Source organism: Streptomyces guryensis (assembly GCF_021261325.1).
In the GTDB taxonomy this organism is placed as follows: Bacteria; Actinomycetota; Actinomycetes; order Streptomycetales; family Streptomycetaceae; genus Streptomyces; species Streptomyces guryensis.
Genome location: NZ_JAJSBI010000005.1, coordinates 129,141 through 150,277 on the forward strand (window position 1 = coordinate 129,141; position 21,137 = coordinate 150,277).

At 71.3% G+C, this 21,137-nt stretch carries 14 protein-coding genes; 6 read left to right on the forward strand and 8 right to left on the reverse strand.

Annotated features, from left to right (window positions below):
- Nucleotides 1-2: 2 nt before the first annotated feature.
- The gene (locus LJ657_RS12485) at nucleotides 3-908 is read right to left on the reverse strand and encodes a hypothetical protein (protein WP_232648617.1); all 906 of its coding nucleotides are present in this window, start codon (nucleotides 906-908) and stop codon (nucleotides 3-5) included.
- Between the two features lie 169 nt (nucleotides 909-1,077).
- On the opposite strand from LJ657_RS12485, the gene LJ657_RS12490 reads away from it, so the two are divergent.
- A complete protein-coding gene (locus tag LJ657_RS12490; RefSeq protein ID WP_232648618.1) occupies nucleotides 1,078-2,049 on the forward strand; it encodes an aldo/keto reductase in 972 nt (323 codons plus the stop codon).
- A gap of 163 nt (nucleotides 2,050-2,212) precedes the next feature.
- Here the strand turns inward: LJ657_RS12490 and LJ657_RS12495 are convergent, their stop codons facing one another.
- The gene (locus tag LJ657_RS12495) at nucleotides 2,213-3,031 is read right to left on the reverse strand and encodes a phytanoyl-CoA dioxygenase family protein (RefSeq protein WP_232648619.1); all 819 of its coding nucleotides are present in this window, start codon (nucleotides 3,029-3,031) and stop codon (nucleotides 2,213-2,215) included.
- Between the two features lie 64 nt (nucleotides 3,032-3,095).
- Here LJ657_RS12495 and LJ657_RS12500 point away from each other — a divergent pair, with 64 nt between their 5' ends.
- Together LJ657_RS12500 and LJ657_RS12505 are read left to right on the forward strand one after the other, a co-directional pair.
- A complete protein-coding gene (locus LJ657_RS12500; protein WP_232648620.1) occupies nucleotides 3,096-4,013 on the forward strand; it encodes a helix-turn-helix domain-containing protein in 918 nt (305 codons plus the stop codon).
- A gap of 373 nt (nucleotides 4,014-4,386) precedes the next feature.
- Entirely contained in the window at nucleotides 4,387-6,243 is a 1,857-nt protein-coding gene (locus tag LJ657_RS12505) for an RICIN domain-containing protein (RefSeq protein WP_232648621.1), read from the forward strand.
- Nucleotides 6,244-6,252: 9 nt separating this feature from the next.
- On the opposite strand, the gene LJ657_RS12510 is transcribed toward LJ657_RS12505, so the two are convergent.
- The 3 genes from LJ657_RS12510 to LJ657_RS12520 form a co-directional block, all read right to left on the reverse strand.
- Complete coding sequence (locus LJ657_RS12510; RefSeq protein ID WP_232648872.1) at nucleotides 6,253-7,506, reverse strand: SLC13 family permease; 1,254 nt, start codon at nucleotides 7,504-7,506, stop codon at nucleotides 6,253-6,255.
- Between the two features lie 82 nt (nucleotides 7,507-7,588).
- Nucleotides 7,589-8,272, reverse strand: coding sequence for a DUF4232 domain-containing protein (locus LJ657_RS12515; RefSeq protein ID WP_232648622.1), 684 nt, complete (start codon nucleotides 8,270-8,272; stop codon nucleotides 7,589-7,591).
- Nucleotides 8,273-8,400: 128 nt separating this feature from the next.
- Nucleotides 8,401-9,762: a serine/threonine-protein kinase gene (locus LJ657_RS12520; RefSeq protein ID WP_232648623.1), complete on the reverse strand. Its 1,362-nt coding sequence runs from the start codon at nucleotides 9,760-9,762 to the stop codon at nucleotides 8,401-8,403.
- Nucleotides 9,763-9,781: 19 nt separating this feature from the next.
- On the opposite strand from LJ657_RS12520, the gene LJ657_RS12525 reads away from it, so the two are divergent.
- Entirely contained in the window at nucleotides 9,782-10,351 is a 570-nt protein-coding gene (locus LJ657_RS12525; protein WP_232648624.1) for an RNA polymerase sigma factor, read from the forward strand.
- Nucleotides 10,352-10,499: 148 nt separating this feature from the next.
- Here the strand turns inward: LJ657_RS12525 and LJ657_RS12530 are convergent, their stop codons facing one another.
- Complete coding sequence (locus tag LJ657_RS12530) at nucleotides 10,500-12,872, reverse strand: SpoIIE family protein phosphatase (protein WP_232648625.1); 2,373 nt, start codon at nucleotides 12,870-12,872, stop codon at nucleotides 10,500-10,502.
- 256 nt (nucleotides 12,873-13,128) lie between these two features.
- On the opposite strand from LJ657_RS12530, the gene LJ657_RS12535 reads away from it, so the two are divergent.
- Together LJ657_RS12535 and LJ657_RS12540 are read left to right on the forward strand one after the other, a co-directional pair.
- The gene (locus LJ657_RS12535) at nucleotides 13,129-16,221 is read left to right on the forward strand and encodes a glycoside hydrolase family 2 TIM barrel-domain containing protein (RefSeq protein ID WP_232648626.1); all 3,093 of its coding nucleotides are present in this window, start codon (nucleotides 13,129-13,131) and stop codon (nucleotides 16,219-16,221) included.
- A gap of 156 nt (nucleotides 16,222-16,377) precedes the next feature.
- The gene (locus tag LJ657_RS12540; RefSeq protein ID WP_232648627.1) at nucleotides 16,378-18,621 is read left to right on the forward strand and encodes a glycoside hydrolase family 9 protein; all 2,244 of its coding nucleotides are present in this window, start codon (nucleotides 16,378-16,380) and stop codon (nucleotides 18,619-18,621) included.
- 6 nt (nucleotides 18,622-18,627) lie between these two features.
- Here the strand turns inward: LJ657_RS12540 and qcrB are convergent, their stop codons facing one another.
- Both qcrB and sigJ read right to left on the reverse strand, forming a co-directional pair.
- Complete coding sequence (gene qcrB, locus LJ657_RS12545; protein WP_232648628.1) at nucleotides 18,628-20,127, reverse strand: cytochrome bc1 complex cytochrome b subunit; 1,500 nt, start codon at nucleotides 20,125-20,127, stop codon at nucleotides 18,628-18,630.
- Complete coding sequence (gene sigJ, locus LJ657_RS12550; RefSeq protein ID WP_232648629.1) at nucleotides 20,124-21,041, reverse strand: RNA polymerase sigma factor SigJ; 918 nt, start codon at nucleotides 21,039-21,041, stop codon at nucleotides 20,124-20,126. The genes qcrB and sigJ overlap by 4 nt, the downstream gene beginning before the upstream one ends.
- Nucleotides 21,042-21,137: the final 96 nt, after the last annotated feature.

Below are 21,137 nucleotides of genomic sequence, written 5' to 3' on the forward strand. Positions count from 1 at the left end.
GGTCAGGTGCAGCCGACCGACGGGCCCGCCAGCATGCCCCCGGTGTACAGCGCCTGTCCCTGCGGCATCCAGTAGCCCAGCTTGGAGACGACCGTCGAGCAGGCGGACCCGACCGAGGCGCGGACCACCACCGTGGCCGGGTGACCCGGCTGCAGGTCGGTGAGCGCGCAGTCGAGGGCGTACGCGTTCCTGGTCGTCGCGGGATAGCGGCCGGTCAGCGGATTGACGCAGCGGGCGTCCGACGTGGACAGCCGCACCCCCGAACTCTCCTCCCCGATCAGCCCGAACCGCGCGCTGCCGTCCCCCTGTTCGCTGTCACGGTAGATGCGGTACGTCAGTGTGGTCGCCGCGCCGCGTTGCAGCGTGGCCCGGTCGACCTCGATGCGGTGCGTGACCGGTGGCTTCGGTGTGGTCAGGGTCAGCGTGGCGTGGACGGTGCCGTGCAGGTTCAGTCCTGCGGGCGACGACTTCACGCGGACCTCGGCCGTGACGTCGTACGTCCCCGGGCCGGGATACTCGCCGCCTCCGGGAAGCCTCCCGGAGGCGGCCGTCACGCCGCCCTTCCGAGCGGTCCAGGTGCCCGACGTCAGGCAGGCGCGATCGTCGTCGTCCTCTCCCGGACCGCTGCAGGTCGCCGGGGCCGACACCGCCATCGTCGGGGTGCCGCTCCCCGCGCACAGGCTGACCACGGCGCGCTGTCCGCCCGCGCCCCGCAGGAGCCCCGCGGGTGCGCACAGCGTCGCCGGTTCCGGCGGCGGACTCGGGCTGCTCCACGCGGGGGAGACCAGCATGAGGGGCAGGGTCAGGGGCAGTACTGCCGCTGAGATCAGGAGCTTCAGCCTCGTCTTCGTCGGGCGTGCCGGCACCGGTTCCTCCCGCAGGGCCACGACCGGCCGGGCGCCGGTCACCTGCGCCGAGGATGCGCGTGTGCGCCGACTTCCCGGCGGCTCCCACGCCGGGCGGTCACCTGCGGGCAGCAACGGCCGGTGCCCCGGCCCTCCGGAGGCGTGCTGCCCGGAGTGCGGGCGAAGCCGTACGCTCCCCTTCGTACCCATCCCGAAGGCAGGAGCAGCAACGATGCAGTACGTGAAGCTCGGTTCGACGGGCCTGGACGTGTCGCGGGTCTGTCTCGGCTGTATGACCTACGGCCTGCCCGACCGCGGCGTGCACGAGTGGACCCTCGACGAGGAGGCCTCGCGCCCGTTGATCCGGCAGGCGCTGGAGGCCGGGATCAACTTCTTCGACACGGCGAACGTCTACTCCGACGGCACCAGTGAGGAGATCGTCGGCAAGGCGCTGCGCGACTTCGCGAACCGCGACGAGATCGTGCTGGCGACGAAGGTGCACGGCCGGACGCGACCCGGGCAGAACGCGTCCGGACTGTCCCGCAAGGCGATCATGACCGAGATCGACCACAGCCTCAGCCGGCTCGGCACCGACTACGTCGACCTGTACCAGATCCACCGCTTCGACCCGCACACCCCGGTCGAGGAGACGATGGAGGCCCTGCACGACCTGGTGAAGGCGGGCAAGGTGCGCTATATCGGGGCGAGTTCGATGTTCGCCTGGCAGTTCTCGAAGATGCAGTACACCGCCGAGCGGCACGGCTGGACCAGGTTCGTGTCGATGCAGAACCACTACAACCTCCTCTACCGCGAGGAGGAGCGCGAGATGCTGCCGCTCTGCGCCGACCAGGGCGTCGGCGTCCTGCCCTGGAGCCCGCTCGCCCGCGGCCGGCTCACCCGGGACTGGGGCACGGTGACGGAACGCAGCGCGGGCGACAACTTCGGCAGCCGCCTCTACCCGGAGGGCGACCGCACCATCGTCGAGGCCGTCACCCGCATCGCGAACGACCGCGCCGTCCCGCGCGCCCAGGTCGCCCTCGCCTGGCTGCTGCACCAGGACACGGTGGCGGCCCCCATCGTCGGCGCCGCCAAGCCGCACCACATCGAGGACGCCGTGGCCGCCGTCGAACTCGCGCTCAGCGACAAGGAGGTCGAGGAACTGGAGCAGCCGTACACCCCGCACCCCGTCGTCGGCCACAGCTGATTGCGGGGTGGACCAAGCGGGCCGGGCGAAGTCCGCTGCGGTTCGGCAGCGCCCTGGAGGGGCGCGGGGCTGTGTCGATCTGCGGCTCCGCCGCGTGGGCGCGACCAGCCACGACGGTGCCGCAGACGATCGACGGCATGTCCCGGCACTTCCAGCGGAGCGCCTAGTGGGGCCCGTGCGGTGCGAACTCCGTGCCGCACGGGCCCGCGCCCTCGCTCTCCGCGAGGGCCACGCGCTCGCCGTCCATCGACAGCGTGCGGTAGTAGTGCCCGATGCGCTCCGCCGACCGCCCCACGTAGTGGCCGATGAACGACCGGCGGAAGCGGTCGGTGGTCCCGTTGGGCTGCGAGCCGTGCACCAGGCTGCCGTTGAAGAACAGGACGTCCCCCGGCGCCATGTCGACCGGCACGGCCGCGAGGCCCGGAGGCGGGGGAACGTACTCCCGCGCGAACGACACCTCGGCGTCCGCCACCTCCGGGCAGAACAGGTCCATCCGGTGCGTGCCGGGGACGACCTCCAGGCCGCCGTTGTCCCGGCCGATCACGTCACAGGCCACCCACGCCGCCACACAGGTGCCGGGCTCCACCCGCAGATAGAAGTTGTCCTGGTGCAGCGCCTGCCCCCGCGCACCCGGCGGCTTGAAGTAGAACATGCTCTGGGCGGCCAGCACCTCCTCGCCGAGCAGCGCCTCCAGTGCCCTGCGCAGCCGGGCGTCGAGCAGGACGCGCAGCGCCGTCTCACTGATCTCGTGCGGGTGCATCACCCTCGGGTACGCCGCCAGTGGATCCCCTGACCTGCGCGGCTCGAAGTGCCCGGGCACCGGCCCTGCCGCGTGCAGCGCCGCGAACTCCGCACAGAGCCGATCGACCTCGTCGGGCCCGAAGAGTCCGCGTACGACGGTGAAGCCGTCCTCCTGGAACTGCCTCAGCCCGTCCTGGGTCAGGATGGAAGCGCCGGCGGCGCCCATATCCATGGCTGTCATTCATCCGCTCCTTCGGTCGGGTGTCCTCGGCTCATCACGCTAGGTCGGCCCCCGCTTCAGGAGGATGCCCGTGAACGCTGACGGATTGCCCGAGACTGCTGCACCCGGCGATCCCGCCCCGCCGCCCGGACTCGTCGTGGTCGGCCGCTACGACCAACTGGAGGGGTACGGAGTGAACCGGCCGCGCGGCGCGGACAGCTGGCTGTTCACCTGGACGACGCGCGGGCACGGGCGACTGCGGCAGGGCGGGGCCGAGGCAAGGGCCGGCGCCGGGGACCTGGTGGTGCTCGCCCCGGGCGTCCGGCACGAGTACGCGGTCGAACCGGGCGCCCACAGCTGGCAGTTCTGGTGGGCGCACTGCCAGGCACGACCGTCCTGGTCGCCGTGGCTGCGGCCGTACGACACCGGCGACGGACTGTTCGTCGTCACACCGACCCCGGCCGCCGTGCACGACCGGGTCGGCGAGGCCTTCCGCCGGATGCTCGGCGACGCCCGCTGGACGGGCACCGAGTCACCGCCCGCCGCCGCGCCGGACGACCGGGCCGCCGTGGCGCACGGCACCGCCGCGCGGGAGCTCGCCCTGTCCTGCCTGGAGGAGATCGTTCTGCTCACCACTGCCACCGCACGCACCGCGTCGCCGCCGCCCGGCGCCGACGCCCGGGTGCGCCGCGCCGAGGCGCTGATCGCCGCCGACCCGGGCGCCCCGCACACCGTGCGCTCGCTCGCGGACAGCGTCTCCCTGTCGCCCTCCCGGTTCGCCCACCTGTTCACCAGACAACTGGGGCAGTCCCCGATGCGGGCCCTGCGCGAGGCCCGTCTGCGGCACGCCGCGCGGCTCCTGGAGAGCACCGACCTCTCCGTGGACCGCGTGGCCGCGGCCTCGGGATTCGCCAGCCCGTTCCACTTCAACCGGGTCTTCCGCGTCCGCTACGGAGTGCCGCCCGGCACCTACCGGAGAGGGGACTCAATGGTTGAGACATGAGCCGCAACACTCTGTCCGACCGGTCGGATGCGGGGTGGAACGCCTGCTCAATGGTTGGGAAGCGACTCCGCGTGCCGACCACCTGAATCCCATTTCCGATGGCCGCACCGACGGGCTTGACCATGCGTCAAATCCGGTCGGCGGGCCCGCAAACCACAAAACCGCTGGATCTCTTGTTAGGCATCCCTGACCTGTGCAAAGGTGTGCCTGTCGGCGCACGGACAATACATTTTCCCGCTGTGTGCACGAGGCCGCTCCCGTTCGACCTACGCTCCAAAAGAGCTTCCCCAGGTGAGCGTTGGAGTTGCCGAATCCTGTACCCATACCACTTGGTATGGACTTTATGACGCATGCCCCCGAGAGGAATGCAGCCGTGAAAGACGCGGGCCTGTCGAATTCCCCCACGCCCGACCGCCGGTTCTTCGTGACGGACGAACAGCTGAGCGCAGAACTGAAGAAGTGGACGGGAACGACGCCCGCGCTGCAGCCCGTCGGTGAACTCCTCGACCGGCACTGGGAAGCGGCGTTCGCCTACGCCCGGCTGTGCACCGACGGCGCCGCTTCGGCGGGAATGCTCACCACCGCCGCATTCACGAGGCTCTTCGGCGAAACCCTGCGGCAGAACGGGCCGACCTCGGCCTGGCGGCCCCAGCTCCTCGTCACCGTGCGCCGTATCGCCGCGGAGTGGGACAACGACCACAGACGGGAACACCTCCACCCCGAACTGTGCTCGGAGGGCGGGGACCGTGTCGCGGCCCGACTGCTTCCGCCGTCCGGTCGGCGCCTGCTGTCCGGGGCCTATCAGCGGCTGCCGCAGTCGGCCCGGTGCGTGCTGTGGCATGTGGAGGTCGAGGCGGAGCCGCTGGAGATACCTGCCGGCCTGCTGGGCATCGAGGACGAGGACGCGCGCGTCGAACTGGAGCGGGCCCGCGAACGGCTGCGCGAGGAGTGCCTCCAGGTCCACCGCGAACTCGCCCCCGAGCAGGAGTGCCGGCGCTACCTGCGGATGCTCGACGTGACCTACCGGCGCGGCGGAGTCGACATCGACCCCGACCTCAACGCCCACCTCGCCGGCTGCAGGCACTGCCGTCAGACCGCCGACCAACTGGCGCAGTTCAACCAGGGACTCGGCCTCGCCCTGGCCGAGGCGGTACTCGGCTGGGGCGCGCGGGCCTACGTGGAGTCCCGGTTGGCCTCGTTGACCGAGGAGTCCGGCGCCCTGCCCCCGGAGGTCCCGGCCCCGCCGATCCCGGGCGAACCCTTCGCCCCCACCCCCTCCGCGCCCGGCTCGGCCCCGCGCCCCGGTGGCCGCTCCGCCGCCCGCCGTGCCGCCCACAAGGCCGCCCGGCATGCCGCCGCCCGGCGCCGCAATCTCGCCGCGGCCGTCCTGACGGTGAGCGGACTGGTCGTCCTCCCGCTGGTCCTGTGGTCCGTCCTCGGCTCCGGCGACGGGACCACCGCCGCGGACGGCGACCACCCCTCCGAGAGCCCCGGCAGCGGTCAGGGAACCCCCACCCCGGACCCCTCCTGGGTCGGTACCAGCACCGGCTCCCAGGGCACCATGCGCGGCAAACTGCACAACGCAGACTCCGGGCTGTGCGTCGCCGTCGTCGGCAAGAAGGCCGTCAAGGGAGCCGAGACCGAACTCGCCGACTGCTCCTCGGCATCCGTCCAGCAGTGGACCTACGAGACCGACGGCCGCCTGCGCAGCGTCGCGGACCCCGACCTGTGCCTGGACTCCCACCTCGGCTACTCGGTGCAGCTCGCCCCGTGCACGGGCGACTCCGAGCCGGGCGCCAGGAACATCCGCTACGACTTCACCCTGCAGGGCACCCTGGTGCCGCGCTGGGACCAGGACCTGGCCCTGACCCCGGCGGCCACCGACGGCTCGGGCGCCCTGGTCGTCAAGACCCGCGACGACGGCACCGCGCAGCGCTGGGTGTTCGACACGTCCAAGGCCGACCTCCAGATGCAGGTGGTCAACTGGGACGCCGAGAACACCCCGACGCCCTCGCCGAAGGCCACTCCCAAGGCCGCGAGGACACCGAGCCCCACGCCCACACCCACGCCGTCCGCTGCTCCCTCGACCGCGCAGCCCACGCCGACGAGCCCGTACCCCACGAACCCCTACTGCTACTACAACCCGTCCTACTGCGGACAAAGCGGCGGCTACGGTTCCGGCTCCGGATACCCCAACGGTTATGGATACGGCGGTGGCGGACACCACTGACCGCGGGGCTCAGCCGGCCACCTGGAGCGACAGCCACAGCGCCGCCACGGCCGCGACGAGCGCGGCCGGCGTGGCGAGCAGGCCGAGCCGGGTGAACTCCCCGAGCCGCACCTCCTGACCGTCCCGCTGCACGATGCGCCGCCACAGCAGCGTGGCCAGCGATCCGGCGTACGTCAGGTTCGGGCCGATGTTCACCCCGAGCAGCACCGCCAGCACCGCGCCGTGCCCGGCAGCGGCGGTCAGCGGCAGCAGGACCAGCACCGCGGGCAGGTTGTTGATCAGATTCGCCAGTACGGCGGCCAGCGCGGCGACGCCCAGCAGCGCGAGCAGTCCCGAGCCGCCGGGCAGTACATGGCCGAGCGCGTCGGCGAGCCCGTTGTCGACCACCGCCCGCACCACGATGCCGAGCGCGAGAACGAACGCCAGGAACGCCGGGGACGAGGCCCGCACCACCGACAGCGGGGTGGCCCTGCGCCGGACGAGCGCGCGGGCGGCCAGCACCAGCGCGCCCGCCGCGGCCACCCAGGCCGGGTCGACGCCCGCCGCGGAGGCCACGACGAATCCGCCCAGCGTGCACCCCACGGTGATCAGCGCGAACACCGGCAGCGCAGGCGTCTCACCGCGGTCGGGGGAGTGGACGGACGCGGCCAGGTCGTTGTCGAAGAACCGCCGGAAGACCAGGTACTCGGCGCCGATCGCGACCAGCCACGGCAGTGCCATCAGCGCCGCGAACCGGGTGAAGCTCAGCCCGCTCGCCTCGAACGCCAGCAGGTTGGTGAGATTGGAGACGGGCAGGAGCAGCGAGGCCGTGTTCGACAGATGGGCGCAGGCGTAGAGATGCGGCCTGGCCCGCACGCCTGACCGGGCGGCGGTGGCGAGCACCACCGGCGTCAGCAGCACGACCGTGGCGTCCAGACTGAGTACGGCCGTGATCGCCGACGCCAGCACGAAGACCGCCGCCAGCAGCCGCCCGGGAGAGCCCGCCGCCCGCCGGGCCATCCACGCCCCGCAGGCCTGGAACAGGCCCTCCACATCGCAGAAGTGGGCCAGCACCAGCACGGCGGCGAGGAAGCCGATGACGGGTCCGAGGCTGGCGGCCTCCTCCCGGGCGTGGGCCGGCGAGATCGCGCCGGTGGCGATCACGATCCCGGCGGCCGGGACCGCCAGCACGGCCTCCGGCAGGCCCTTCGGGCGCAGTACCGCCCACGCAAGGACCGCGACGAGCAGGGCGGCGGACAGTATTTCGGCGAGCGCGGTGTTCAGGGCAGGGTCCTTCAGGGGGGATCAGCGCGGGACCCTCAATGAAAACAGGTCACCGTAGGAGACCCACCGGTGCCCTGCCCGTTCAGGGTCCGGTGCCCGGGCTGAACACCGTCAGGAACACCGACGACGCGTTGCCGGACACGGGGACCTGACCGCCGCTCCACGTCACCGTGAGATGGTCACGCTCGTCGGGCGGTGTCACCAGCAGCGAGGCGGGGGTGGCCGGATGGGCACCGCTGACCTCCGGATTGGAGAACGTCAGCCCCGCCCACGCGCTCTTCCCCGGCGCCAGTGTCACCGTCGTGGGGCTGCCCGCGTTGCGCTTCGGGTCGGGGCCCAGCTGCCGGCCCGACGCGTCCACGAACGCGGCACCCGGGTAGCCGCGCACCGTGCAGGAGCGGGAGGACGCGTTGGTCAGGACGACCGGGAAGTTCTCCTGCCCGGCACCCGGGTCGTTCCGCCCTACGGTCGCCCGCAGCTCGGAGGTGTGACAACGGCCTCCCGTGGTGCCGGCCGGCGTGGCGCCCGGCGCGGACGCGGTCAGGGTGGCCGCGCCGGGGGTGGTGCTCGACGCGGAGACGGATGCGGACGCGCTCGCCGGGCCGGTGCTGTGATCAGCGGTGGCCGGCGCGGCCGTACCCGGCAGCGTTGATGGAGCGCTTGCCGAGCCGCCGCCGCTGCTGCCGCAGGCCGTCAGCAGACCGAGCACCGCGACCGCGCTCGCGAGCTGGGCCGCCCGCTGGACGGAGGGGGACTTCTTCGCCATGTGCCTCAACACTCCCGGAGGTTCCTCGCACACGTCGTGGCGTGTACGTACGGCGCTGGTGTGCCCCGTCATACAGGTCCGATGCACGGCGGGACCAAAAAGTTCGCGCGCGGCCCGAGTGTTCCGCGTCAGCTTCCGATGCGTACGGAGGCGAGGACGCGGTCGGTCGCCGACGCTCGGCCGCTTTGACGGATCTGCACATACACCCGAGTCTGCTCGCTGCCGCCCGCCGGGGCGAGTGCGGCCTCCGTGACCGAGCCACCGCCCGGGCAGCCGTCCCAGGTGCGGACCCTGCCATGCCAGACGGTGCCGGTGTAGGCCCGGCCGCCGGCGTAGTGGCAGCCCGGGTGGGTGAGGGCGGTCACCGCGGACGTGAGGTCGCCGTGCCTGCTCAGGCCCACCAGCACGCCGTTCACATCGGCGGTCAGGTCCTGCCACGAGGTCAGGCGGTCCGCGACGGCGAATCCCGGCTCGTGGCCGGAGGGCAGGCCGAGCGCCCGCGGATCCCACCCGGAGTCGCGCACCTGATGGTCCCAGCCGCGGGGGACCTGGGCGACGACCCGGCCTGTCGTGTCCGAGACCCGCGCTTCCGTGGCCGGTGACGGCCGGTTCACCAGCGTCACGGCCACACCGGCGGCCGCGACCACCGTCACGGCACCCGCCAGGGTGAGGGCCGTCCGCCGCCCGCGGGGCCGGTGACCGGAGGCGGCGAGCCGTTCCAGCTCCTCCGCGAAGGCCTGCGCGTCCGGCCAGCGGCGCCTGCGGTCCGGCGCCAGCGCCCGCATCAGGGCACGCCGGACCGCGGGGGCCAGATCCGGACGCAGCCGGTCGGGCCGTACGACCCTGCCGGGCTCACCCGGAACCGTGCCGGTGACCAGGTGGTAGGCGACCGCGCCCAGGCTGTACACATCGGCCCGGGCGTCGATGCCCACGCCGGGTTCGGCCTGCTCGGGCGGCCGGTATCCCGCCGAACCGGCGGCCTGTGTGAGCCCGGACGCCTGCGCCAGGCTCTTGGCGAGACCGAGGTCGGCGAGCAGCACCCGTGACCCGCCGTCGGGGGAGGAGCACAGCAGCACGTTGCTCGGCTTGATGTCCCGGTGCACGATCCCCGCCGTATGCAGCGCGGCAGCTCCGCGAGCGGCCAGCGCCGTCAGCCGCAGCGCCTCGGACACCGGCAGCGGACCGTCTGCCAGTAGATCGGCGAGGGTGCCACCGTCGGCGTACTCCATCACGAAGTAGGGCCTGCCGTCCGGCAGTTCACCGATGTCATGGACCTGCACCACCCGGTCCGAACCCGCCCGGCGCAGCATCCGGGCCTCGGCCAGGAACCGCTCCCGCACATCGAGCCGGTGCGACCAGTTGTCGGCGAGGACCTTGACCGCCACCGGCGCGTCGAGCTCGTCGTCGTGGGCCAGCCAGACCGTGCCGAACGCGCCCGCCCCGAGGCGCCGTTCGAGGCGGTAGCGCCCGATCCGCTCGACGGAATGCATACGACTATCATGCCTGGACGTGGACCGTTCCCGAGGAGAGCCCCAGGTCGCGCCGACCGAGGACCTGGCCCGCGGCGCCGCGGCGGGCGACCCGGCGGCGCTGGAGGAGCTGCTCCAGGCGATCCGGCCCGAGGTCCTCCGGCGCTGCGGCCGGTTCCTGCCCTGCCGCGAGGACGCGGAGGAGGCCGCGCAGGACGTCCTGCTCCAGGTCGCCCGGAAGATCTCCACCTTCCAGGGCCGCAGCCGCTTCAGCACCTGGCTCCACACGGTCGTCGCCAACTGCTGCCGCCAGAAGTACCGCGAACTCAAGCGCCGCTCGGCCGAACAGCCCGCTCCGATCGACACGGGCCGGCTTGCCGACCCGCGCACGACGAGCGTCATCGCCGGATCCCGCCTCGACCTGCTGGAGGCACTGGACCGGCTGGAGCGCGAGCATCCCCAACTCGTCGAGCCACTGGTCTACCGTGACATCTGCCAGCTCGACTACGCCGAGGCGGCCGAGCGCGCGGGCATCCCCCTCGGCACCTTCAAATCCCGCCTCCACGAGGCCCGCAAACAAATCAGACCCTGGCTGAGGGAAGCGCCCTGAGCCAGGCGGGCAAAGTCCGCTGCGGCTCGGGCGGCGCCCCAAAGGGGCGCGCGGCTGTGTCGATGTGCGGCTCCGCCGCGTGGGCGCGACCAGCCGCGACCGACCCGCAGGTGAACGACGGCCCCATCGCGGCACTCCCCGCGGAGCGTCACTCGTCGAGCAGCCCGATCTCCGCCCAGATCGTCTTCCCGTCCGCCGTATGCCGGCTACCCCACCGCTGCGTGAGCTGAGCGACCAGCAGCAGCCCCCGCCCGCCCTCGTCCCACGTCTTCGCACGGCGCAGGTGCGGAGCCGTGTGGCTGGTGTCCGACACCTCGCAGATCAGCGTGGCCTCGTCGTGGATCAGCCGCAGCCGGATGGGGTGCGCGCCGTAACGGATCGCGTTCGTGACGAGCTCGCTCACCACCAGCTCGGCGGTGAACGCCGCCTCCTGCAGTCCCCAGGTGTCCAGCTGCTCGACGACCTGCTTGCGGATCGGCGCGACCAGCGCCGGGTCGGCGGGGATGTGCCAGGTCGCCACCTGGGAGGCCGGCAGCCCGCGGGTGCGGGCCAGCAGAAGGGCCACGTCGTCCATGGCCCCGCCCGGCGGGAGCAGGGCGTGCAGCACCCGGTCGCAGGTCTCGTCCAGCGAGTCGGAGTACGTCTCCAGCGCGTCGCACAGCATCTGGTGGCTGGCGTCCACGTCCCGCTCGCGGGTCTCGATCAGCCCGTCCGTGTAGAACGACAGCACGCTGCCCTCACGCAGCTCCAGCTCGGCCGACTCGAACGGCAGCCCGCCCAGGCCCAGCGGCGGCCCGGCGGGCAGGTCCACCTGCCGCGGGACCCCGCCCGGCGGGACCACGACCGGCGGTGGATGCCCGGCCCGGGCCAGCGTGCAGCGCCGCGACACCGGGTCGTAGACCGCGTACAGGCAGGTGGCGCCCACCTCGCCGGGGCTGCCGTCGTTGCCGGCCTCCGCGGACAGCCGGACCACCAGATCGTCCAGGTGGGTCAGCAGCTCGTCGGGGGCGAGGTCTATGTCGGCGAGGGTGCGCACGGCGGTACGCAGCCGGCCCATGGTGGCCGAGGCCTGGATGCCGTGCCCGACGACGTCCCCGACGACCATGGCGACCCGCATCCCCGACAGCGGGATCACGTCGAACCAGTCACCGCCCACACCGGCCCGCGCCGCGGGCAGATAGCGCGAGGCGGCATCCACCGCGGCGGTACGGGGCAGCGAGCGGGGCAGCAGGCTGCGCTGCAGGGCGAGGGCGGTCTCCCGCTCGCGGGAGAAGCGGCGGGCGTTGTCGACGCAGACGGCGGCGCGAGCGGTGATCTCCTCGGCCAGCAGGACGTCGTCCGCCGAGAAGGGGTCCGGCCGCCGGAACCGGGTGAGGACCGCGACACCGAGGGTCTGACCACGGGCCTGGATCGGCACCGACATCGTGGAGTGGATGCCGTACTCCTTGACCCGCTCGGCGCGCGCCTTGTGCCAGCTCAGCCACTGGTCGAGGGCGCCCGAGGAGACCGACGCGACGATCGTGCGGCCCGCCACCAGCGAGTCGGCCTGGGGCGAGCCGACAGGGTAGTGCTCCAGTTGCCCGGGCTTGAGGACGGCCTCGGGGGTGCCCGGATTGACCGAGAGGTGCGCGGCGCGGCGCAGGACGATCGGGGCGGTCAGCCGCAGCGGGGGCTCGCCACCGTGCTCCTGGAGGTCCAGCAGGTCGACGCTGACCAGGTCGGCCAGGGCGGGCACGAAGACGTCCGCGAGCTCCTGCGTCGTACGCGTGACGTCGAGCGTGGTGCCGATGCGCACACTCGCCTCGTTGACCAGCTGCAGCCGCTCCCGGGCCAGGTAGTTGTCGGTGAAGTCGTGCGCCGCCAGGCACACGCCCCGCACCCGCCCCTCGGCGTCCGTGACCGGCGCCAAGCGGGCCAGCCAGGCGTGCGCGAGATCCTCGCCGCCGGTGCGCATGTACGTCTGGACGTCCAGCGGGCGCCCGGTGGTGAGCACCCGCACCATGTGCGCCTCGAGCTCCTCGCTCTGCGGCTTGCCGCCGATCTCGGCCAGGCGCAGCCCCCGCATGCGCTCCTCGGGCAGGCCGATCACGTCGGCCATGGCGTCGTTGATCCGCTTCAGCCGCAGCCGCTCGTCGTACACGGCGACCGCGCAGGGCGACTGGGTGAGCGCCGCCTGGGCCAACGGGTCGTCGGGGGTGTGCGGGGCGTCGCCGTCCAGCGGGCTGAAGAGGAGCCACCGGCCGGGGACGTCGTCGCGCGACGGACGGTGGTGGGCGAGCAGCCAGACGGACACGTCGTGGCCGTCGCGGTGGCGCAGTGTGACGGTGCCGTCCCAGCGGGCCCCGCCCGGTGCGGGAACCTCCCCGTCGACCAGCAGATTTCGGCCGGGACGCCCCACCACCTCGGCGACGGGCCAGCCCAGCAGCCGCTCAGCGCCCGCGTTCCACTCGAGAAGCGTGCCGGATTCACTGATGACAGCCCGCGCCGTCGCGGCATCGTCGAACGGATACTCCGGGCTCATCGTCGCCACTCCATCGCGAACACTCACAGTGAACCGCCGGGTCACTTGAGTTCCAGCCTAGTCCGTCGGCGAGCTGTGCGGACGGGAACCCCCTCGGGCCCGCGGCGGGCCGGTCAAGGGGCAATTCCGGCCGTTGTGACCCGTGGGGCAGAAGGGCGCCCCCGTACCCTTGACGGCCCTGTGTGGCGTCACGTCAGAATCTGTTTGTTCACGATCAGTTGTGAGTACTTCTGGGCCCTGACGAGGAGGAGCCGCCGTGACAGTGACTCGAAGATCGGTTCTGATCGCTTCCACCACCGCGCCGGCTGCCGGAGCGCTTCTCGCCACCCCGGTGGCCCGGGCCGCAGAGGCGGCCGCCGGCGGATCCGGCCGCCGCACCGTCGCCCTGCGCGACGGCTGGCGTTTCGCGCTGGTCGACCCGGGCGGGATCACCGACCCCACCGGCGCCTACGCACAGGCCGCCGACCCCGGTTACGACGACTCGGCGTGGCGCGAGGTGGCGGTGCCGCACGACTGGAGCATCGAGCAGACCCCGACCACCGAGCACGGCACCACCAGCGGCACGGGCTTCTTCCCCGGCGGCCTCGGCTGGTACCGCCTCGCCTTCACACTGCCGCCCGCCTTCGCCGGCAAGCGGATCTCGGTGGAGTTCGACGGCGTCTACATGGACTCCTACGTCTACTGCAACGGCACCCAGGCCGGCCGGCACCCCTACGGCTACACCGGCTTCGCCCTCGACCTGACCGATCTGCTGCACACCGACGGCACCACCGAGAACGTGATCGCCGTCAAGGTGCAGAACCAGCTCCCCAGCAGCCGCTGGTACTCGGGCAGCGGCATCTACCGCGAGGCCCGCCTGGTCGTCACCGAACCGGTGCACGTCGAGCGCTGGGGCACCTACGTCTCCACGCCGGACATCACCGGCGAGCGGGCCGTCGTCCACGTACGGACCTCGGTGGTGAACGAGTCCGGCGCCGCGAGCCAGGTCGAGATCCGCTCGACGGTCAAGGACCCCGACGGCCGCACGGTGGCCCGCGCCGCCACCACGGTCGCTGTCACCGACAAGACCGCCGAAACCCACGAACTCACCGTCCCCAGGCCCAGGTTGTGGGATCTCGCGACCCCGCACCGCTACACCCTGGAGACCGAACTGCGCGTCGGCGGAAGGACCGTCGACACCTGCCGCACCGTCTTCGGCATCCGCACCTACCGTTTCGACCCCGACGAGGGCTTCTCCCTCAACGGCACCTACACGAAGATCAAGGGCGTTGACCTTCACCACGACCAGGGCGCCCTGGGCTCCGCGATCAGCATCGACGCCGTGCGCCGGCAGCTGACCATCATGAAGTCGATGGGCGTCAACGCCTTCCGCACCTCCCACAACCCGCCCTCGCCGCAGATCATCGAGGTCTGTGAGGAACTGGGCATCGTGATGATGGTGGAGGCCTTCGACTGCTGGAAGACCGGCAAGACGAGGTACGACTACGGCCGCTTCTTCGACGAGTGGTGCGAGAAGGACGCCACCGAGATGGTGCTCGCGGCCCGCAACTCGCCCGCCGTGGTGCTGTGGTCCATCGGCAACGAGATACCCGATTCGACCTCGACTGCCGGACTGGCCATGGCGGACCGGATCATCGGTGCCATCAAGGCGGCGGACGACACCCGGCCGGTCGTCATCGGCTCGAACAAGTACCACGGCGTGCCCGCCACCGGCTCCGCGGCCGACCTCATGCTGGCCAAGCTGGACGGCCTCGGTCTCAACTACAACACCGCCAAGTCGGTCGACGCCCTGCACGCCAAGTACCCGAAGCTGTTCCTCTTCGAGTCGGAGTCCTCGTCGGAGACCTCGACCCGCGGCTCCTACCAGGAGCCCGAGCACCTCAACACCGGCGAGAACCAGACGCCCGGCAGGCGCGAGGTCTCCTCCTACGACAACAACCTCGCCTCCTGGACCATGAGCGGCGAGTACGGCCACAAGAAGGACCGGGACCGCAAGTGGTTCGCCGGGCAGTTCCTGTGGTCCGGCATCGACTACATCGGCGAGCCGACGCCGTACGACGTCTTCCCGGTCAAGGCGTCCTTCTTCGGCGCGGTCGACACGGCCGGCTTCCCCAAGGACATGTACTACCTGTTCCAGAGCCAGTGGATCAGCGAACCCATGGTCCATCTGCTGCCCATGAGCTGGAACCACGAGGAGGGCGACACGGTCGAGGTGTGGGCGTACTCCAACGTCGACACCGTCGAGCTGTTCCTCAACGGAAAGTCCCTCGGCACGCGCACCTTCGACAGGAAGAGGACCACGGACGGCCGTACGTATCTGGAGACCACGGAGGCCACCGGAGACGACAAGACCTTCACCACGGGCCCCTACCCGGGCAGTTACACCAGCCCGAACGGCAGCGCGGGCAAGCTGCACCTGACCTGGAAAGTGCCGTTCCAGCCGGGCGAGTTGAAGGCGGTGGCACGCAGCGACGGCAAGGCGGTCGCCACCGACGTGCTGCGCACGGCGGGCGGACCGCATGCCGTACGGCTCACGGTGGACCGCAAGTCCCTTGCTGCGGACGGGCGTTCGCTGGCGTTCGTGACCGCGGACGTCGTCGACGCACACGGTGTGGTGGTGCCCGACGCCGAGAACCTGATCACCTTCGACGTGCGGGGTGGATCGCTTGCGGGGCTGGACAACGGCCGGGAGGAGAGCGCCGAGCGCTACCAGGCCACCACCCGCACCGCCTTCCACGGCAAGGCCCTTGCCATCGTGCGCTCGGGCACCAAGTCCGGCGCCCTGAAGGTGATCGCACGCGCGGAGGGGCTGCGGACGGGAACCGCGATCGTGCGCACCACGCCCGCCCGGTCGGCCACCACTCCGGCGGCCGCCTTCGGACCGGAGCACCCGGCGCCTTTGAACTACCCGTATGCGGACGCCAGTTACTCCGGCCGCCCGGACACCCTCCCCGCCGCCATGCTCGACGGCGACACGGCCACCGGCTGGTCCAACGCCTTCAGCAAGTCGGCCACGGCCCTGCTGCCCGCCTTCAACGGCGCCCGCCCCGAGGACTGGGTCTCGGTGGACTACGGGCGTACCCGGGGCTTCGACCGGGTGGAGGTCTCCTTCACCGTTGACGCCACGCACAGCCTCCCCGCGTCGGTGCAGGCTGCCGTGTGGGACGGCCACCGGTACGTGCCCGTCACGGGAGCGGCGGTCGACTGGGCCACCGCCTCGGACGCGCCCACCGTCGTCACCTTCGACGCGGCGCGCGGCTCCCGCCTGCGGCTCACGCTGACCAGCGCTCATCCGGGCGAAGTCCTCGGGGCCGTGCGGATCAGCAAGTTGGCGGCGCCGGGCGGCTGAGCACTCGCAGCGGTCCGGGCGGGAAACCAGTCCCGTCCGGACTGTTGACGGGGTGTCATGGCGCCAACAAACATGAGCTGCGTCCGCATCTGGGAGCGCTCCCACCCCGTTGGGCTTGGCGAGCGTCACCCGTACCTCAGCCCGAGGAGCCCAGACGTGAAACGACGCAGAACCATCCTGCTGACCCTGACGGCCCTGTTGGGGGCGGCGCTGACCGGGGTGCCGGCCCAGCCGGCCGCCGCCGACGAGGTCGAGCAGCTGAAGAACGGCACCTTCGACACCACCACCGCGCCTTGGTGGACGACCACCAACGTCACCGCGGGCCTGTCCGGCGGACAGCTCTGCGCGGATGTGCCGGGCGGCACCACCAACCGCTGGGACGCAGCGGTCGGCCAGAACGATGTCACCCTGAAGAAGGGAGAGTCGCACAGGTTCAGTTTCAAAGCGACCGGTTCGCCCGAGGGACACGTGGTGCGGGCGGTCGTGGGGCTCCAAGTGGCGCCGTACGACACGTACTTCGAGGTCAGCCCGCAGCTGAGTGTCTCCGGCAACACCTACTCGTACACCTTCACCTCGCCCGTCGACACCACCGAGGGCCAGGTCGCCTTCCAGGCCGGCGGCAGCGCGGACGCCTGGCGGTTCTGCATGGACGACATATCGCTGCTCGGCGGTGTCCCGCCGGAGGTCTACCAGCCGGACACCGGACCGCGCGTGCGCGTCAACCAGGTCGCCTATCTGCCCTCCGGGCCCAAGAACGCCACCCTCGTCACCGACGCCACCTCGAAACTGCCCTGGCAGCTCAAGAACGCCGCCGGTGCGACGGTCGACCACGGCTGGACCGTGCCGCGCGGGGTCGACGTCTCCTCCGGGCAGAACGTCCACTCGATCGACTTCGGGGAGTATCGCAGGCAGGGCAAGGGCTTCACGCTGGTGGCCGACGGGGAGACCAGCCGCCCGTTCGACATCGGCACCGGCGCCTACCAGAAACTCCGGCTCGACTCGCTGAAGTACTACTACACACAGCGCAGCGGCATAGCGATCCGCGACGACCTGCGTCCGGGGTACGGCCGGGCCGCCGGGCACCTCGACGTGGCGCCGAACCAAGGCGATGCCCACGTGCCCTGCCAGCCGGGCGTGTGCGACTACACGCTGGACGTCACCGGCGGCTGGTACGACGCCGGCGACCACGGCAAGTACGTCGTCAACGGCGGCATCGCCACCTGGGAGCTGCTGAGCACGTACGAACGCGAACTGCTGGCCCGCACCGGGGAGTCGGAGAAGCTGCGCGACGGCACCCTCGCCATCCCGGAGAGCGCGAACAAGGTGCCCGACATCCTCGACGAGGCCCGTTGGGAGCTGGAGTTCCTGCTCAAGATGCAGGTCCCCGACGGGCAGCCGCTGGCCGGCATGGCCCACCACAAGATCCACGACGCGCAGTGGACCGGCCTTCCACTGCTGCCCGGCGACGACCCGCAGAAGCGCGAACTGCACCCGCCGTCCACCCAGGCGACCCTCAACCTGGCGGCGACGGCTGCCCAGGCGGCCCGCCTGTACCGCCCCTACGACCGTGCCTTCGCGGCGAAGGCGCTGACCGCGGCCCGCAAGGCCTGGTCGGCGGCGCTCGCGCACCCCGCCATGTACGCCTCCGCGAGTGACGGCACCGGAGGCGGCACCTACGACGACACCAACGCGACGGACGAGTTCTACTGGGCGGCGGCGGAGCTGTATCTCACCACGGGCGAGAAGGAGTTCGCGGACTACGTGCGCAACTCCCCGGTGAACACAGCCGACATCTTCGGCCCGCTCGGCTTCGACTGGGGAAGGACGGCCGCAGCGGGACGCCTCGACCTCGCGACCGTGCCCAGCAAGCTGCCCGGCCGGGGCAAGATCCGCCAGTCCGTCGTCAAGGGCGCCGACCGCTACCTGGCCACCCAGAAGTCACAGCCGTACGGCATGCCGTACGCGCCCGACGACAACGTCTACGACTGGGGCTCCAGCCACCAGATCCTCAACAACGGGGTGGTTCTGGCGACGGCGTACGACATCACGGGAGCGTCGAAATACCGGGACGGTGCCGTCCAGGGCATGGACTACATCCTTGGCCGCAACGCGCTGAACATCTCGTACGTCACCGGCTACGGCGAGGTCAACTCCCACAACCAGCACAGCCGTTGGTACGCCCACGAACTCGACCCGAAGCTTCCGAACCCGCCGCCCGGCACCCTGGCGGGCGGGCCGAACTCGTCCATCCAGGATCCCTACGCACAGAGCAAGCTCCAGGGCTGCGTCGGCCAGTTCTGCTACATCGACGACATCCAGTCCTGGTCGACGAACGAGACGGCCATCAACTGGAACGCGGCCCTGGCCCGGATGGCGTCCTTCGTGGCGGACCAGGGCTGAGGTCTTTCAGGACTGCGACTCGTGCTCCACGAGCTCGGGTTGCCGCCTGTGTTCCACGAGTTCCCCCTGCCGCCGGTGGGCGGTGAGGGTGTGGAGTTCGGCCTGATCGAGCGGCTGGTGCACCTCGACGTACTCGCCGTGCGGCAGCCGCTTGATCAGGCCGGTCTCCCGGCCGTGCAGCACCAGCTCCCTGTCGCGGAGTTGGAGACCCAGGCAAACGCGGCGGGTGACGACGAAGACGACCGCCGGGAGGAGGAACACCGCGACGCGGACCGTCCAGGTGACCGTGTTGACCGACAGGTGCAGACGGGTGGCGACGATGTCGTTGCCGCCTCCCGCCAGCAGGATCAGATAGAGGCTGATCCAGGCCGCGCCGATCGCCGTGCGGACGGGACGGTTGCGGGGACGGTCCAGGAGGTGGTGTTCGCCCTTGTCACCGGTCACCCGGGCCTCCAGGAACGGGTAGACCCCGATGAAGACCAGGAGCAGCGGGAAGACCACGATCGGAATCAGCACGCCGAGGACGAGCGTGTGGCCCCACAGCGTGATCTCCCAGCCCGGCATCACCCGGACCAGGCCCTCCGCGAAGCCCAGGTACCAGTCGGGCTGGGCGCCCGTGGACACCTGGTCGGGGCGGAAGGGGCCGTACACCCAGACCGGGTTGACCGTCGCCACGGCCGCGATCAACGTCAGCGCGCCGAAGACGAGGAAGAAGAACCCGCCCGCCTTCGCCAGGTACACCGGCATGAACGGCGTACCGATGACGTTGCGTTCGGTCCGTCCGGGCCCCGCGAACTGCGTGTGCTTGTGGTGGACGACCAGGATGAGGTGCGCCACGACGAGTGCCGCCATGACACCGGGGATCAGCAGGATGTGCAGCGAGTAGAAGCGGGCCACGATGTCGTGGCCGGGGAACTCGCCACCGAACAGGAACATCGACAGATACGTCCCGACGATCGGCACCGACAAGAGGGCGCCGTTGACGAAACGCAGGCCCGTGCCGGACAACAGGTCGTCCGGCAGCGAGTAGCCGAACAGGCCCTCGAACAGGCCCAGGAACAGCAGCAGCCAGCCGAACAGCCAGTTGACCTCCCGGGGCCTGCGGAACGAACCCGTGAAGAAGTGCCGCATCATGTGCGTCAGCATCCCGGCGACGAAGACCAGTGCCGCCCAGTGGTGCAGCTGCCGGATCAGCAGGCCGCCGCGCACGTCGAAGCTGATGTGCAGCGTGGAGGCGTACGCCTCGGACATCCGCACGCCGTTGAGCGGGACGTAACTGCCGTGGTACGTCACCTCGTTCATCGACGGATGGAAGAAGAGGGTGAGATACACCCCGGTCAGGACCAGCACGACGAAGCTGTACAGGCAGATCTCGCCGAGCAGGAACGACCAGTGGTCCGGGAATACCTTGCGCAGGTACTTCCGGCCGAGCGAGTGGATGCCGAGGCGGCCGTCGAGCCAGTCGGCGACGCGCTCGCCCCTGCCGGAGGTCTCCCTGTCGGTCACTCGTCCTCCTCGTCCTTGTGCACGTGCGTGAGCTTGTCGGGGTTGGTGACGATGTAGACGCCGTTCACCTGGTCGCCCTCGGGCGTGAGGTCCATGACCATCACGGCGTACGGCGCCTCGCCCTGGAACAGCACCGCGGCGTCGTCGCCGTTGACCCGGCGGTAGCGCAGGTCGAGCCGCTGGGGCCCGCGACGTGCCGCGTACGAGGAGATGAGGCGGACCGCCTTGTCCCGGCCGTGCACCGGGCGCAGCCCCGCCGGCCTGCGGTTGCCACCGCCGTCCGTCCACACCGTGACGTCCGGCGCCAGGATCTCCATCAGCTCGGCGATGTCCCCGCCGAGCGCGGCCCGGACGAACCGCTCGGTTGCCTCCTGCCGGACACGTGGGTGCGCGCGGTAGCGCGGCCGGCGGGCGAGCACATGATCCCGTGCGCGGTGCGCCAACTGCCGTACGGCCGCCGGGGTGCGGTCGATGATGCCCGCGATCTCGGTGTGGGGGTAGCCGAACACCTCGTTGAGGACGAACACCGCGCGTTCCAGCGGGGTCAGCGACTCCAGCACCACCAGCATCGCCAGGGACACGGACTCGCCGCGCAGCACCGGGTCGTCGGCGCTCGCGTCGTCGGCGACCAGTGGCTCGGGCAGCCACGGCCCGACGTAGGTCTCGCGGCGGCGGGTGATCACGGCCTGCCGCTGCAACGCCTGGTTGACGGCGATCCGGACCAGGTAGGCGCGCGGGTTGGTGATCCCGTCGGCGCCCCGGCCCGACCATGCCAGCCAGGTCTCCTGCAGCACGTCCTCGGTGTCGGCGACGCTGCCCAGCATGTTGTAGACGAGGCCGAAGAGCAGCTCGCGATGGTTCATGAAGACATCGGTCGCCTCGTCGGTGACAGGACTTCCGGTGCTGTGCGTCATGTGTGGGCCTCCCCGGTGCCGCGCTCACTGCTCTGAGGGCCGGGAGGGGGCCGAATGTGACATGAAGAGGGCGCGATGTGACCTAAGTCTCAGCGC

Excerpts from the sequence above, each read along its gene's own strand:
- LJ657_RS12500 (WP_232648620.1), top strand. The coding sequence starts at position 3,096 with ATGCCCGTGAACGCTGACGGATTGCCCGAGACTGCTGCACCCGGCGAT.
- LJ657_RS12515 (WP_232648622.1), bottom strand. The coding sequence starts at position 8,272 with ATGGCGAAGAAGTCCCCCTCCGTCCAGCGGGCGGCCCAGCTCGCGAGC.
- sigJ (WP_232648629.1), bottom strand. The coding sequence starts at position 21,041 with ATGACGCACAGCACCGGAAGTCCTGTCACCGACGAGGCGACCGATGTC.
- LJ657_RS12495 (WP_232648619.1), bottom strand. The coding sequence starts at position 3,031 with ATGACAGCCATGGATATGGGCGCCGCCGGCGCTTCCATCCTGACCCAG.
- LJ657_RS12520 (WP_232648623.1), bottom strand. The coding sequence starts at position 9,762 with ATGCATTCCGTCGAGCGGATCGGGCGCTACCGCCTCGAACGGCGCCTC.
- LJ657_RS12490 (WP_232648618.1), top strand. The coding sequence starts at position 1,078 with ATGCAGTACGTGAAGCTCGGTTCGACGGGCCTGGACGTGTCGCGGGTC.
- LJ657_RS12530 (WP_232648625.1), bottom strand. The coding sequence starts at position 12,872 with ATGAGCCCGGAGTATCCGTTCGACGATGCCGCGACGGCGCGGGCTGTC.